Annotated in this window: 10 protein-coding genes; 2 read left to right on the top strand and 8 right to left on the bottom strand. The window is 37.7% G+C overall.

What is annotated here, in order from left to right; genetic code table 11:
- Positions 1-63: 63 nt before the first annotated feature.
- The 4 genes from AC3CH7_RS16420 to AC3CH7_RS16405 form a co-directional block, all read right to left on the bottom strand.
- Complete coding sequence (locus AC3CH7_RS16420; RefSeq protein WP_036168246.1) at positions 64-2,889, bottom strand: 2-oxoglutarate dehydrogenase E1 component; 2,826 nt, start codon at positions 2,887-2,889, stop codon at positions 64-66.
- A gap of 232 nt (positions 2,890-3,121) precedes the next feature.
- Complete coding sequence (locus AC3CH7_RS16415; protein ID WP_036161625.1) at positions 3,122-4,507, bottom strand: HAMP domain-containing sensor histidine kinase; 1,386 nt, start codon at positions 4,505-4,507, stop codon at positions 3,122-3,124.
- A complete protein-coding gene (locus AC3CH7_RS16410; protein ID WP_036168245.1) occupies positions 4,504-5,181 on the bottom strand; it encodes a response regulator transcription factor in 678 nt (225 codons plus the stop codon). Before AC3CH7_RS16410 ends, AC3CH7_RS16415 begins: the two co-directional genes overlap by 4 nt.
- Positions 5,182-5,294: 113 nt before the next feature.
- Positions 5,295-7,322, bottom strand: coding sequence for a sensor domain-containing diguanylate cyclase (locus tag AC3CH7_RS16405; protein WP_281486477.1), 2,028 nt, complete (start codon positions 7,320-7,322; stop codon positions 5,295-5,297).
- A gap of 541 nt (positions 7,323-7,863) precedes the next feature.
- On the opposite strand from AC3CH7_RS16405, the gene AC3CH7_RS16400 reads away from it, so the two are divergent.
- Complete coding sequence (locus AC3CH7_RS16400) at positions 7,864-8,412, top strand: GNAT family N-acetyltransferase (RefSeq protein WP_012294401.1); 549 nt, start codon at positions 7,864-7,866, stop codon at positions 8,410-8,412.
- Between the two features lie 72 nt (positions 8,413-8,484).
- Here AC3CH7_RS16400 and murG read toward each other — a convergent pair whose 3' ends face one another.
- The gene (murG, locus tag AC3CH7_RS16395) at positions 8,485-9,561 is read right to left on the bottom strand and encodes an undecaprenyldiphospho-muramoylpentapeptide beta-N-acetylglucosaminyltransferase (RefSeq protein ID WP_012294400.1); all 1,077 of its coding nucleotides are present in this window, start codon (positions 9,559-9,561) and stop codon (positions 8,485-8,487) included.
- Between the two features lie 170 nt (positions 9,562-9,731).
- Between murG and AC3CH7_RS16390 the strand changes: the two genes are divergently transcribed.
- Positions 9,732-11,081, top strand: coding sequence for an MATE family efflux transporter (locus AC3CH7_RS16390; RefSeq protein ID WP_099805155.1), 1,350 nt, complete (start codon positions 9,732-9,734; stop codon positions 11,079-11,081).
- Positions 11,082-11,121: 40 nt separating this feature from the next.
- On the opposite strand, the gene AC3CH7_RS16385 is transcribed toward AC3CH7_RS16390, so the two are convergent.
- From AC3CH7_RS16385 to AC3CH7_RS16375, 3 genes are read right to left on the bottom strand one after another with little or no spacing between them, the layout of a single operon-like run.
- Positions 11,122-12,201, bottom strand: coding sequence for a Ger(x)C family spore germination protein (locus tag AC3CH7_RS16385; RefSeq protein WP_031418179.1), 1,080 nt, complete (start codon positions 12,199-12,201; stop codon positions 11,122-11,124).
- On the bottom strand, positions 12,191-13,219 hold the full coding sequence (locus AC3CH7_RS16380; RefSeq protein ID WP_488381648.1) for a GerAB/ArcD/ProY family transporter: 1,029 nt from the start codon (positions 13,217-13,219) through the stop codon (positions 12,191-12,193). The genes AC3CH7_RS16385 and AC3CH7_RS16380 overlap by 11 nt, the downstream gene beginning before the upstream one ends.
- Positions 13,216-14,649, bottom strand: coding sequence for a spore germination protein (locus AC3CH7_RS16375; RefSeq protein WP_488381647.1), 1,434 nt, complete (start codon positions 14,647-14,649; stop codon positions 13,216-13,218). Before AC3CH7_RS16375 ends, AC3CH7_RS16380 begins: the two co-directional genes overlap by 4 nt.
- Between the last annotated feature and the right edge of the window lie 19 nt (positions 14,650-14,668).

The raw sequence follows: 14,668 nt of genomic DNA, 5'->3' as shown, positions 1-14,668 counted from the left end.
TGATGCACATAAAAGGGCTACTGCTTATGGGCAAGTAGCCCAGCTATCAATATTTATATGTGATTATTTAACCTTTACTGGCTCAGCAACTGCTTCTTCAATAAGTGATGATTGAGCTGCTTTATGAGAATCTGCATCTCCTTCAGAAGTTGAGCTCATTGCAGGACGACCTACATAGCGAAGCTTTTTACCTTCTGCAAGTTCATATAATGTTTCTAGAGCATAATTCCATGAGCCTTGGTTTTTAGGTTCTTCTTGTACCCATACGATTTCTTTAGCATTAGGATACTTAGCAATAATACCAGCAACTTGCTCTTTTGGGAATGGGTAAAGTTGTTCTACACGAACAATGTGTAAGTGATCGAAACCTTCTCCATCTTTCACGCGATCTGCTAAGTCGATCATCACTTTACCAGTACCTAATACGATACGCTCTACAGCATCCGTTTTTGTACCTAAGCCAGGTTGTTCAATCACTTCTTGGAATGAACCATCTGCTAATTGCTCAGCATTAGCTGCTGCTAATGGATGACGCAATAATGATTTTGGTGATACAACCACAAGTGGACGAACACCTTCAGTACCTAATAACGCTGCTTGGCGGCGTAATAAGTGGTAGTAGTTACCTGCATTTGAACAGTTTGCTACAAACCAGTTATTTTCTGCTGACATTTGTAAATAACGTTCCATACGGCTTGAAGAGTGCTCTGGACCTTGGCCTTCATAACCATGTGGTAATAGAATCACCATGCCAGATTTTTGACCCCATTTAGAGCGTGCCCCTGAAATGAAGTTATCAAACATTACTTGTGCCATATTCGCAAAGTCACCAAATTGTGCTTCCCAAACTGTTAATACATGGCCATTTTCTAGATTGTAACCATACTCAAAGCCAACTACCCCTGCTTCAGTCAGTGGTGAGTTGTGTACTGTAAAGGATGCACTTGCACCAGAAATATGATGAAGTGGTGTAAAGACATTACCATTGTTTTTATCGTGAAGCACTAAGTGACGTTGTGAGAAAGTACCACGTTGAGCATCTTGACCTGTGAAGCGTACTGGTGTGCCATCTTGGATAATTGTTGCATATGCTAAAGTTTCCGCATGACCCCAATCGATTTTTGCAGATGCAAATGCATCACGACGTTTTTCTAAAATTTTTCCAAGCTTTTTCTGTGGCTCGAAGTTTTCTTCAAACACTAGAAGCTCTTCGTTGATTTTACCTAAACGTTCTGCACCAACTGCTGTATCAATTTGTGGGAACTCTACTTTTAATTCTTCTGGCATTTCTAATTGATGATGCTCATCTTTTGAAGCCATTTCTTTTACATGATCGTAAGCAGCTTGCATTTCTGCATAGATAGCTGTATCTAATGCTGCTACATCTTCAGTTGATACAAGACCTTCTGCTACTAATGCTGCACCATATAACGCACGAACAGTTTCGTGCTTAGAAACTAATTTATATGTTTCTGGGTTTGTAACCGTTGGATCATCTGTTTCGTTATGACCGTGACGGCGGTAACCAACTAAATCAACAACAATATCTTTACCAAATTTTTGACGATAGTTAGCTGCAAAGCGACCTACTTGAGCCACTGCTTCTGGACTATCTGCATTCACATGAACTACTGGTACTTCATACCCTTTTGCTGGGTCAGATGAGTAAACAGAAGAACGAGAATCATATTGTTCCGTAGTGAAACCAATCATATTATTCGCGATAATATGAATAGTACCACCAGTTGTAAATCCTTCAGTTTTAGCGAAGTTTAATACTTCAGTTACGATACCTTGACCTGGGAATGCTGCATCACCGTGTACTAGGATTCCTAAGCCTTTTGTACGATCATGAACCGCTTGACCTGGCTTTGAAGTGTCATCTTGTGTTGCACGAGTAGCACCTAGAACTACTGGGTTGCCCACTTCTAAGTGAGATGGGTTGTAGGCAAGTTTCACATTCATACCTGAATCACGGTTATAAGAAGCACCCATATGGTATTTCACATCACCTGTCCACCCTTTTGTAATTTCAAGGCGACCATTTTCCGGCATAAATAAATCATTTGATACATGTGCAAAGTCAGAGAACATCATGTCATAAGGTTTATTTAAAATATGTGTTAAAACATTTAAGCGACCACGGTGTGCCATACCAATACGTACTTTTTCAACACTTAGCGCTTCTGCAGTTTTAATGATTTCATCAAATAGTACAATTTGCGTATCTAAGCCCTCACCAGAGAAACGCTTTTGTCCTACAAATGTTTTATGGATAAATTTCTCAAAATTTTCAACACGTGTTAAACGATCTAATAAGGCTTTCTTTTCATCAGAAGAAAGTGCTTGTTGGAAAGAGCCTGATTCAATTTGCGCTTGAATCCAATTACGTTCTTCTGTAGCTACTACATGTTCATATTCAAACGCTACTTTATTTGTATAAATAGCTTTTAAATAGTCAATTGCATCCTTACCATTTTTCACGTTTGCTGGCACATCTTTGAAGAAGATTGCTGCAGGAATTTCAGCTAAATCTGCAGCGCTTAAGTTGAACGCGCTTTCGTCAATTTGAGCTGTTTGTAGTTCACGGTTTTTCAGAGGATAAATATCTGCCGCTAAATGACCGCGTGAACGAATTGCATCGGCTAATCTCACAGCGGCTAACACTTTTTTGTAATCGCCAGCAGGAGCCGCTGCTGTATGACTAGCTACAGCTACTTCACCTTCTACTACTACTGGTGCACCAAATTGTTGGAATAAAGAAACTAACTCCGGTTCTACTTCTTCAGGAGACTGTAAGAATAAGTCGTATTGCTCCATCACATATCCTAGGTTAGGACCAGAGAAAGCTGACCATGGAGAACTTACAGTTGTAACGTTGTTCGACATGAAAAATGACCTCCAAATTTTGCCTTACGGCAGTTCCATTAATTAAATTGCAATTAATTATATAATATTTAGCCGTTCTTTAAAAGAATGTTTCACACTACTTTTCCATATTTTAAAGAACGTTTTTTCCATCTCAATCTTACTACTCTTCACAAAAAATACAACTCTTTTTAGCAAATTAAGCAATTTTTTTCGCAAAGGATAGAATAATGAAATAAAGCGTGCATTTTTCTTAATATTTTAGCGGGATCTTTAACGAGAAAACGGTTCCAATATTAACCTCACTCTTGACTTCTACCGTGGCATTATACTTTTCAAGCAACATCTTCGAGATACTTAATCCTAAGCCTGTTCCACCAATTTTACGGTTCCTTGCCTCATCCACTCGATAAAAACGATCAAATATAAAAGGAATATTGTCTTTTGCTATTCCTATACCATTATCAGCAATTTCTAAACATGCATAATTTCCAGCAACTGAAATAGAAATTTGTATCTCAGGAATTTTTTCACAATAACGAATTGCATTTTCTATTATATTACGAATGATTTGACTTAGTGCATTTTCAGTTATAAATAAAGGACCTATTTCATCATTTTTCGACAGCATAATTCGCGCTTTTGGATGTACAAGCTCCATTTCATCGATAACAGCTTCAATTACAGCTAGTGCATTCGCCTCACTCATTTCATCTTTTTCCTCACGTCTTGCAAGCTCTAATAATTCCTCAATCATTTTACGCATGCGAGCAATTTCTGTTAATGAAGTATCAATCGACTCCTCTAAAATAGCTGGATCATTTTTGCCCCATCTTTTCAACAGAGAAAGATGTCCTTCAATTGCTTGGATGGGCGTACGAAGCTCATGAGAAGCATCAGCGACAAATTGTTGCTGCTGTGTAAAAGAAATTTGCAGCTCATTCATCATGGCATTGTACATGTTCAATAAATCACCAATCTCATCGTGTGACGTGTTGGTTAACTGTATGGGCTCATTAAAGCCTTGATCCATCACCATTTTCATGGAAGCACGTAATTCACGCAATGGCTTCATTAAATAATTGGCTAGATAATATCCAATAGAACCTGATAACACCAATGCCCCAACACCTGCGATGAGCATGGCTGTTAATAGATAATGCATGAGCGATTGAAAACCAGTGAGCGGATGGACAACCTGGACATATCCTTGAAAAAAGCCTAAGCGTATTGGTTCATTCATGACCAGTACATCCTGCTTATCAATGGTCGTCTCAAAAATCTCCTGCATGGAGCTAAGTGGTGCAGCAGCTGAAGTATTATTGATACGCAAAATATCCACGCCGTCCGCATTAAACATTCTAACAGTTTCATCTCGGTCGACAATCGATTTGAGCAAACCAGTATTTTGTTGAATTTGTTGAATCGTAATATCTGGTCCCTGTGATTGTAAAAATGAAATAATATCCCTGCTAGTCCGTTCAACTTTGCTTTCCTCATCATTTAATAGCCACGTATGGAGGGAAATATAAACAACCACGCAAATAATCGTATAGCTTAAAAAAATCACACTACTGGAGGTGAGCATCCATTTTTTCTGCAAAGATTGACGACGGAGGTACATAAGTAACTGATTCATTCACGCATCACATACCCAACCCCTCGAACCGTCTCAATATAGGCATTCGTATCACCTGGGAGCTTAGACCGTAAATGACGTATATACACATCTACCACATTGGTCTCTATATCTGTATCATAGCCCCATACAGACGTTAAAATATGCTCGCGTGTACAAACTCTATTTTTGTGTTCAATTAATAGTTTCAGTAAATCATATTCTGTCTTAGTTAGGTCGAGTTTATTCCCTTGCACGAAAACTTCATAGGCTGCAATATCTATCTCAATATCACGCAAACTCAAACATTCACTATTTGCTGGCTCTTGTGTTGTTGCACGACGTATAATCGTTCGAATTCTTGCTAATAGTTCTTCGATCGCAAATGGCTTGACGATGTAGTCATCTGCTCCAGCATCTAGACCAGCTACACGATCCATAACAGCATCTCTTGCCGTTATTAAAATAATAGGCACTTGAGATTGTGTCCTAATTCGCCGACAAATTTCAATACCATTAATACCGGGTAGCATCACGTCTAGTAATAGCACATCAAATGCATCTGTTGTTGCCAGGGATAGCCCTTCCCGCCCTTCAAAGGCAACCGTCACGTCATAGCCTTCATGCTGTAATTCGAGCTCAACAAAACGCGCAATATGCTTTTCATCTTCCACTAATAATATTTTCTTAGGCACATAATCACCTTCTATTCCGAAATAACGATGTAGGATTTTTATCCCTATACTGTTATAGCATAACATCAAATAAAAAGTCTGTCTCACAACGAATAATTTGTGGACAGACTTTTTTAATGGGCTTCCGAAATATAGAGATTATTTTTCCCTGCTTCTTTTGATTTATATAGTGCTTGATCAGCCAAATCCATTAATTCATCCAATGTTTGGGCATGATCAGGATAATACGAGATTCCTATTGAAGCAGTTGGCGTAAACTGATGATTCTCAATCATCCAGCCTGTTGCTAATTCATCTCGAATGCGACGGATAATATGCATAATTTGACTATGCCTTTTTTCAATTTCCCTCGTTAGACCTGTGAGGATGACAAGAAATTCATCACCCCCTATTCGAATAACGATATCATGACTTCTAACGGTTTTGCTCAAAGCCTGACCAAAGCTCTGAATAAAAGCATCCCCTGTATCATGGCCAAAGCGATCATTGACAGCTTTAAAATCATCCCCATCTAAATAAAGCATCGCTATACTTGCATTGTTTTCGTTGGCTTCTGCCAATATTGTCGGAAACTCTTTTTGTAAATAACGGCGATTAGGAAGTTGTGTTAAAGAATCATGGTAGGCAAGATACAGCAAATCATTTTCTCTCTCTTTACGATGGGTAATTTCACGGGACACCATCATAATTTGTGAAACTTTTTCTCGATCAGGGTCATGAACCACCGTGACATTGCCTTCTGTCCAAATAGGTGTGCCGTCCTTCGCCTTCAATAAAAGCTCGAACTGTGTATCTGTCTGACCAGTATAGTTATTTATAAATGTTTGCCATTCATGCTGGCTTTCTGTATCAATAATGGCACTGTAAAACTGACCTTGTAGCTCCACATTTTCATAGCCTAAATATATTTCATAGGAGGGTGAAGCATAAATAATGATTCCATCCTCATTCGTGATGACAATTAAATCATTTGTATTTTCCGTAATGAGACGGAAAGTTCGTTCAATATTTTTTAGTTCTGTGAACATTCTTTTCTTGTCTGTAATATCATAGTTAATGGTTAAAATTTGTTCAATTTCACCAAACTCATTTTTTAATGGGACGATAGTTGCCTCCACCCAATAATCAGCATGATATTTGGTCCGATAGCACAGCTCTCCTCGCCAGATTTCCCCACTAGCAAGTTTATCATTGATTAATTGTAAAAAATTTTGTGTTTGGTACCGTGGCTTAAGTAGCGCATAAGGCTGACCAATTAATTCCTCTTCTGTGTAACCTGAAGCTTGTAAAAACATCTCGCTCACTTCTGAAATATGACATTCACTATCTAAAATAGCAATGGCCGTAGCTGAATTTAATGCCGACTTAAACACTTCAAAGCCGTGAGATTTCGAACGTAATTCTGCTTTTTGCAAGGTGAACTGTGTGAAGTCCTGCATAATCAGAAAGATTGCAAAGGAATTATCCTCCTGCATGACAGGCGAAAGTGACAGTAAATACATGCGTTCTTGGTGATCCAACGTAAGCAGTCTTACAAACTTTTCATGAACGTTTTCTCCTCTAGCCGCTTGTTGTAGATACCATTTAATTTGCTGAATTTCTTCTTTAGGAACAATCGGTAAATCAAAAAACATTTTTTGTTTGACGGCTTCATTATCTATTTGAAAATCTTCCATAAAGCTTGAATTCACTTCATAAATCATACCTTCAGCTGATAACACAACAGTCGAAAAAAAGGCATGATCGAATAGGGACCGCATAAACAAAAACTTATCTTCAATACTACGGTCATAATGAATTTCCTTTGTAATGGCTAAAACAAAGTCTTCCTGATTATAGCGCAAAGGGCGTACAGTTGTTTCATATTTACGAACCTCCGACTGTACATATGCATAATCTACATAGTCAACCTGAATATGTTCTTCAATTGCATGATGATAGTTTTTCTGAATGATCGAAAAATTTCGATTCGAGGTAACGGCGGAAAGCATTTTTCCAATTACATCGATCGATAACAGTTCTCGAGCTGCATTGTTTAAGCGAATATATTGAAAATCTTCCTTTACTTTTTTCATAAGAAAAACAAAATCATTGCCAATAAATAATTCATTAAAAAAATCTTCGCTTAAAAGATACTCCATACTGTCACCTCCAGAAAAAGGCCATTGCCATCATAATAAAATGCTATGTATATACGTCATTATACGCAAAAACTAATTCTGCTATTATAACATAAAAATAAAAAATTACCGTTCTAGAATTAGATAAATTATATCCTTTTAAGGACATTTTTGATAATTTAACTATTTAAATATAAAAACATAATACTATAGAACTATTTAATTGATTAATTTTAGATAAAAGTAATAGAATTTACTTAATTTTAAATATGGCAAATAAATGAATCATTTCTATCCATTTATCAGAATTTACTGACTATTAAACTTAAAATTTTGTTTTTTACGAGCAAAATGATTGCATCAAACAGCTAGCATGTTATATTATATTTAAAAAACTAGTCTTTTTTCGGTATGGTCGAAATCAGTAAGACAGCGGGAGATTATGGAATATCATAGTTATAACGTCTAGTTCTTTGGGTTTTAATTCCAGTACGAAATTTAGTTTTCTTCTTTATGCTTCAACGGAATTGTTTTAACTACCCTAGTAAAGGAGGCGTTTCGTATGCTTAAACATCGAGACCTGCATGAATGTACAGAGCTTTATGAGCTATTATCACACCCTTCTGTATTCCCTTTTGTCCGTCAGAAAGCCACATCCGCTGATGAATACTGGTTTATGACAAAGCAATTGATCGAAGAGGAAGCGAGAGGACTCGCTATCTCGAGGACCATTACTGATGACTGGGGTCAACCAATCGGCACCATTAGTATACACGATGTTGAAGACGGTGCAGGTTTTTTAGGAACGTGGATTGGACTCCCTTACCAAGGAAAAGGCTATAATCAAAAGGCAAAAATGCTTTTTTTAAACGAGTTATTTTTTGAATATAATTTTCATACGGTATTCCTCCGTATTCGCGTTGAAAATATAAAATCACAGCGTGCTGCGTTAAAATTACCCTATGTTGTGAGCGCTAATGAAAGTCACCCAACTTTGTTAGCTCAAGTAAATAGTGGTATGGCACAATTTGATTTATTTAAAATTCCAAAGGATTTATTCTACTTAACAACTGCTTATGAAATGCAAGAAGGCGAAGAACAAGCAATGTAAGCCTATTACTATAAGAAGAAGCTATGAGGTGTTGTCATCATCGACATCCCTCATAGCTTTTTTAATGGATATTTATTTTTGATAGTGCAAAATTAATGACGCCATCTCGTCAGGCGTTTTTGGTTTCTTTGTTTTGGACATCGTTTCAACCATTTCCACTTGTCGCTCTGTTAATGTATAAACAGACTTCATGAAGGATTCCTTTGTTAAAGCTTCTTCCTGTAACACTTCTGCATAGCCTTGCTTTTTAAATAAATTAGCATTTAATATTTGATCACCACGGCTTTTTTGAGCAGATAATGGCACCAAAAGCATCGGTTTATGAAGTGCCAAAAATTCAAAGATAGAGTTTGACCCCGCTCGAGACACAATGAAGTCTGCTGCATGCATTAAATCAGGCAACTCTGTCGTCACATATTCAAATTGTTTGTAGCCAGGCAATGAAGCTAACGTTTCATCATAATTCCCTTTCCCACATAGATGAATTACATAAAACTGTTTTAAAAGCTCTGGTAAATTTTTTCGAAGGGCATCATTTAAAACCACTGAGCCCAAGCTTCCACCCATGACAAGCAAAACAGGTTTTAATGTCGTAAAGCCACAGTATGCTAATCCTTTTGCTCTTTCCCCTTCCAACAATTCAGGACGAATGATGGAACCTGTACAAGTTGCTTTATCATTTGGTAAATGCTTCAATGTTTCTTCAAAAATGGTGAACACGTGAGAGGCAAAAGGTAAAGCAATTTTATTGGCAAGCCCAGGTGTCACATCTGATTCATGGATTACGACTGGAACACCTGCCAGTTTGGCTGCCATGACAACAGGGACAGAAACAAAGCCCCCTTTCGAAAATACGACTTGCGGCTTTACTTTTTTAATAATACGAAAAGCCTGCATCATTCCCGCAAGCACCTTAAATGGATCAGTAAAATTTTTCATTGAAAAGTAACGACGCAATTTGCCGCTTGCAATACCATAAAAAGGTACATCAGGGAAAGCCTCGCCTATTAATTCTTTTTCAATACCCTGTTCTGAGCCAATATAGTGGACATCATAACCTAGTTCAAGTAAAGACGGGAGTATCGCTTGGTTCAACGATACATGGCCAGCTGTCCCACCACCGGTTAAAATGATTGTTTGTTGTTTCACATGAATTCTCCTATTCCTTAAAAACCATTGTAGGTAGACTACTTTTTGTTTACAGTGTTCTATTTTACTATATGCCAACGAAAAGATATAGATGAAGCCATAAAATTTCAGCTTTTCTCTCTTTACATATGCTATACTTGTTCATTATGTTAATGAAGGAAGTATCATACATGTATCAAACATCCACTTTGAAAGAAAAATACGCACTACTTTTAAAAATGATTATCCCTATTCTAGTGACACAAGTAGCCATCTACCTTGTTTCTTTTTTTGATGTGTTAATGTCAAGTCGCTATGGGACGTCTGATTTAGCAGGTGTATCGATTGGTTCCTCCATCTGGATGCCGATTTATACAGGACTATCTGGCATTCTCCTAGCCATAACACCGATTGTCTCCCAGCTTGTTGGGGCAAAAAAGGAAATGGATGCTAAAAAGGCTGTTCAACAAGGCATTTATGTCGCCATTACACTGTCCATCATTATTTTCATCGGACTTTTCTTTGGCATCGATTGGATACTTAGCAAAATGAGCTTAGAAACATCTGTACATACTATAGCTAAGGGCTACATCTATGCGATGTGCGCTGGTCTATTACCACTATTTTTATTTTTTGTTATGCGTTGTTTCATTGATGCACTCGGACAAACACGTGTCACGATGATCATTACCTTAATGACAACACCTATTAATATTGTATTGAATTACATTTTTATTTTCGGAAAATTTGGATCACCTGAGCTTGGTGGAATTGGAGCCGGGGTAGCCACAGCCATTACTTACTGGCTGATTTTCTTCATTACTGCTTGGATTATCGCAAAACGAGTGCCTTTTGAACGATTTCGTATGTTTCACGATTGGCGCAAGCCTGCATGGCTACAATGGAAGGAAATTTTGCTGATTGGTGTGCCGATTGGCATTTCACTCTTCGCAGAAACAAGTATTTTTTCAGCCGTCACAATGATGATGAGTAATTTTAGCACAACCATTATTGCTGCCCATCAGATTGCGATTAACTTCACTTCCCTCCTTTATATGGTGCCCCTAAGCATTTCGATGGGTGTCACCATTTTAGTGGGCTTTGAAATAGGTGCAGGCCGCATGCGAGATGCACGTACATATAGTTATCTTTGTGTGGGTACTGCCATCATCTTTAGCTTTATTTCTGCTTGTATACTCTTTATTTTCCGTGAACCCGTTGCGCACATGTATACGACAGATAGTAACGTAATTGAATATGCCGTGCAATTTTTAGTCTTTGCCGCTATTTTTCAGCTATCAGATTCCATCCAAGCCCCTGTACAAGGTGCTTTAAGAGGCTATAAAGATGTAATGATAACATTTATTATGGCCATTATTTCTTACTGGGTAATTGGTTTACCAGTTGGTTATTTGCTTGCGACCCACACAGATTTAGGGCCTTTTGGCTATTGGATTGGACTCGTTGCAGGATTGACTACTGGCGCTGCTACACTATTGATTCGCTTGCTACTTGTTCAAAAAAGAGTGACTGCTGCCTAATAAAATTCGCCTTATCCTAAGTTCTAGGAAAGGCGATTTTTTAACGTAAAACTCCTGTTCGAATGATTTTTACATCCACTTTCGGTTTGAGTAATAAAGAGGAGAATTCTGTATGCCAATCTTCTTCCTTAAACATGTTCGGATGGTAAGCCCGAATATAACGACCAATCCCTAATGTATCAGACTTTTGATTTTGAAGAATCCGCAAGACTTCTTCAAATTCAGCTTGCATTTTTTCCTCTATCATTTGTTGTACGTCCTGAAAAATTTCATCCTTATATAAATGATCGTGCGGAAATTCTTCAACCTCCACATCAATGGTATAGCTCATATCTATTGTTCGCAATTCCTCATTGACAGTCCATTTACGCTTCACCTTTAATACATCGACAGTAATCGGATTGACTTTCCCATCCTTTTGCCACAGATAGCTCATCCGTGCCGCTTTACTTTTTTGATTCATTAATAGCAGCATCGTTAAGGATTGGGACGGTGTTAATACAGTGCCCGTAAAGCTTGGTCCAGTAAATAAACCTAAGCCTCCTGCCACCACATGCTTTTTATCTTCACTAAGTTGAAAATAAGGCAAAGCTATATCAATTGTCTGATCAAAAAGCATCGAACCTACTTCTTGTAAATTGACCTTCGGAAAATAGGTATTATCTTCTGAACTTTCAATAAATCTTTGGTAATAGCTTCCAGCACTATTCGTTAAATCTTTTGTCAAATCTACAAACGGTTTGACATCCCCATCCGTAAGCGCCATTTTAATAGATATAGGATTTTGGGGGTCCCGAAAATAAATATCCAATAATTCATAGATCGATTCTCTCGCTGTATGATCAGAAATTAGAATCGTTGATAGCTCCGATAAATCAAGTGTTTGCTCCACTTTTAAATTTGCATTTGTCCGGACTTCACGGGGTGACAATCCTTCTGCTTCGATAATTTCCGTGTCTTGAGTCATCGAAGTCGGATAGGCATAATAACCTTTATACGCTCCAACATATCCTTCTATCCCTACGAGTGTCACAACGGAAGAGTTTTTATAAAGGCGCTCATCCCAACATCCAGCTAGCAGTAAGAACGACATGGCAATCATTAGCCCTTTACGATACACTTTTTCCCCTCCATTTATTCCAACCGATAATGACTATGGGTAATAAGAAAGTAAAGAAGATAAATACATAGTGTAAGGAATTTTTGATCAACTCAATGCTTCGAAAATGAATGACAAAGAGTGGTAGGATGGCTAGAAAAATATGATACACAATAATACGACTATTTGGATGCTGCTTTTTTTTCACAAAATGAAGCATTCGAAAAGATAGACCAAAAATCATGATGGTGACAATTGACCAAGAAAGCCAAATATAAACGAAAAAAATATCAAGTCGCTTGACAAATGTAACTTCCTGGGATTTTAAAATATACATAATGGGCTCCGGTATGAGGTTGATTTCTTCGATTGAGAAAAACATTTGTGTAAAAAGAACTGAAATAAAATAAAACACAAAAATAACTAGCTGATACATCAATAAGGGCTTTCCTTTTACCTGTAAATCTTTTTGTAAAAATGGTCGGTAAATTAGATACATTTCAATCCCAAAGTACGCATAGATGCTATGAATCAAACCAGCTCCTATTTGTTTTGTATGATTCCATTCTATGGGGAAAAGATTACTCCAAGTTAAATCTGGTATCGCTAGCATTAGAAAAGTGACGAATAGGAAAATAATGGGAATCAACATCACACCAATATTGATGACCGTTCCGGGTCTACTTAAGTTGGCATATAGCGATAGAACAACAATAATGACAACGACTATCCACTCAGGTGTTTGTGGCAATACCCACGATGCCAAAACATAGCTCATATAGGCAATAAACGCAGCAGTCAATAACAGCCAATAGATTTGATAAACCCAACGAAAAAAAACATTTAAATAGAAATACGAATGATACCGTTCAAAAAATAGAAGTAGGCCATAATGTATCACACTCGCTACAATAAAAATTAACCATGAGCTATTTTTACTGGAGCTAATTAACGGCGTTTGAAAGGCGATGTAGACAATACCCGTTTGAAATATAAATAATAGTAAAAAGAACTGCGCCTTCGTCAAGGAAATATTCATGGTGTATCCTCGTTTTTGGCTTGTTCATCCTTTGGTGGTTGGAAAGATGTGACTTGCACGGTCGGCTTGATAAACGGCCAGCGTAAAAAAATTTTCAGCACAGCCTTCGGTTGAAAAGGAATGATAGGCGAAAAATAAGGCTGTTTCAAAGACGTCAAATTAATAAGATGAATGAGTAATATGACAACCCCCACGACAATCCCTAAAAACCCAAACAAAGAGGCTAGCACCATAAAGGGAAAACGTATCATCCGAATGGTACTATTTAATTCAACCGACGGGACAACATAGCTGGAAATAGCCGTTAAGGCGACGACTATTACCATTAAATTGGATACTAATCCCGCACTTACGATAGCATCCCCTATTACTAACCCCCCTACGATTCCAATCGTTTGTCCTACCGATTGTGGTAATCGAATACTTGACTCTCGAATTAATTCCATAATAATCTCTAGAATCAACGCTTCAATCAATGGTCGATAAGGAATTTCATTGACATCGTTTTTCACTTGATTACTTAATTCCAAAGGTAGGACTTCAAAGTGAAAACTAATGATCGCTATATAAAAAGCGGGCAAAAAAACGGCAGTTATAAATGACAGAAGACGAACAATTTTATAAAAAGAACCGACGACAACTCGACCATTATAGTCATCTGGCGTTTGATAGAAAGAAAAAAAAGTAACAGGACCAATGAAAGCCGTCGGTGAAATATCCGTCATGACTACAGCCTTACCCTCTACTAAATTGGCTACTACACGATCTGGATGCTCCGTATTTAACAATTGTGGAAAGGGAGATAATACCGAATCCTCTAACGCATCACTTAATTGACCAGAGCTATAAAAATAATCTATTTGAAGAGCTGCAATCCGCTTCTCCATCTCTTGTAATGTCTCTTGCTTTATTACCCCATCCATATAAAGATAATAGGCTTTTGTTTTCGTTTGTCGACCAATCGTAAATGATTTTACTACCAGTGCAGGATTATTGACACGCCTACGTATTAACGCTAAATTGGTATCCACACGTTCAATCAGACCTTCATGTGAACCGCGCAAAATACTTTCGTTACTCGGCTCTTCGAGATTTCGACGAACTTCATTCACTATAGTAAGTGCCAGCATTTTTCCTGTCTCAGGCAAAATAACGATGGTTTCTCCCTGACATACTCGCTCAATGGCGAGGGGTAATGAAAAATTGTCTAATGTTGTAATTAATGTTTCACTCCAAAAAGGTTTATCGGAATCTAAACGTGCATAAATGGTATCTAGAACTTTTTGCACTTCCTTCGCATCTACAAGAGACGTGTAAAAGCATAAAATAGCAGTATTTCCTTCATGCCAATCTACCTGTCTGACTGTCAAATCAGAGGAATGGTAGAATGCTTTTTGCAGGCTTTTCATCATATATTCCACTCTATCCATAAAACGCCTCCTCTACTTG

The sequence above is a fragment of the Lysinibacillus sp. F12 genome, from assembly GCF_057773605.1.
Note: the sequence above shows the minus strand (reverse complement) of the source record. Positions and strands in the feature narration are given on the sequence as shown.

What these genes read in the sequence shown, in the direction of transcription:
- AC3CH7_RS16390 (WP_099805155.1), top strand. Translation starts at nt 9,732, where the DNA reads ATGTATCAAACATCCACTTTGAAAGAAAAATACGCACTACTTTTAAAA.
- AC3CH7_RS16420 (WP_036168246.1), bottom strand. Translation starts at nt 2,889, where the DNA reads ATGTCGAACAACGTTACAACTGTAAGTTCTCCATGGTCAGCTTTCTCT.
- AC3CH7_RS16405 (WP_281486477.1), bottom strand. Translation starts at nt 7,322, where the DNA reads ATGGAGTATCTTTTAAGCGAAGATTTTTTTAATGAATTATTTATTGGC.
- AC3CH7_RS16400 (WP_012294401.1), top strand. Translation starts at nt 7,864, where the DNA reads ATGCTTAAACATCGAGACCTGCATGAATGTACAGAGCTTTATGAGCTA.
- AC3CH7_RS16375 (WP_488381647.1), bottom strand. Translation starts at nt 14,649, where the DNA reads ATGGATAGAGTGGAATATATGATGAAAAGCCTGCAAAAAGCATTCTAC.
- AC3CH7_RS16415 (WP_036161625.1), bottom strand. Translation starts at nt 4,507, where the DNA reads ATGAATCAGTTACTTATGTACCTCCGTCGTCAATCTTTGCAGAAAAAA.
- AC3CH7_RS16380 (WP_488381648.1), bottom strand. Translation starts at nt 13,219, where the DNA reads ATGAATATTTCCTTGACGAAGGCGCAGTTCTTTTTACTATTATTTATA.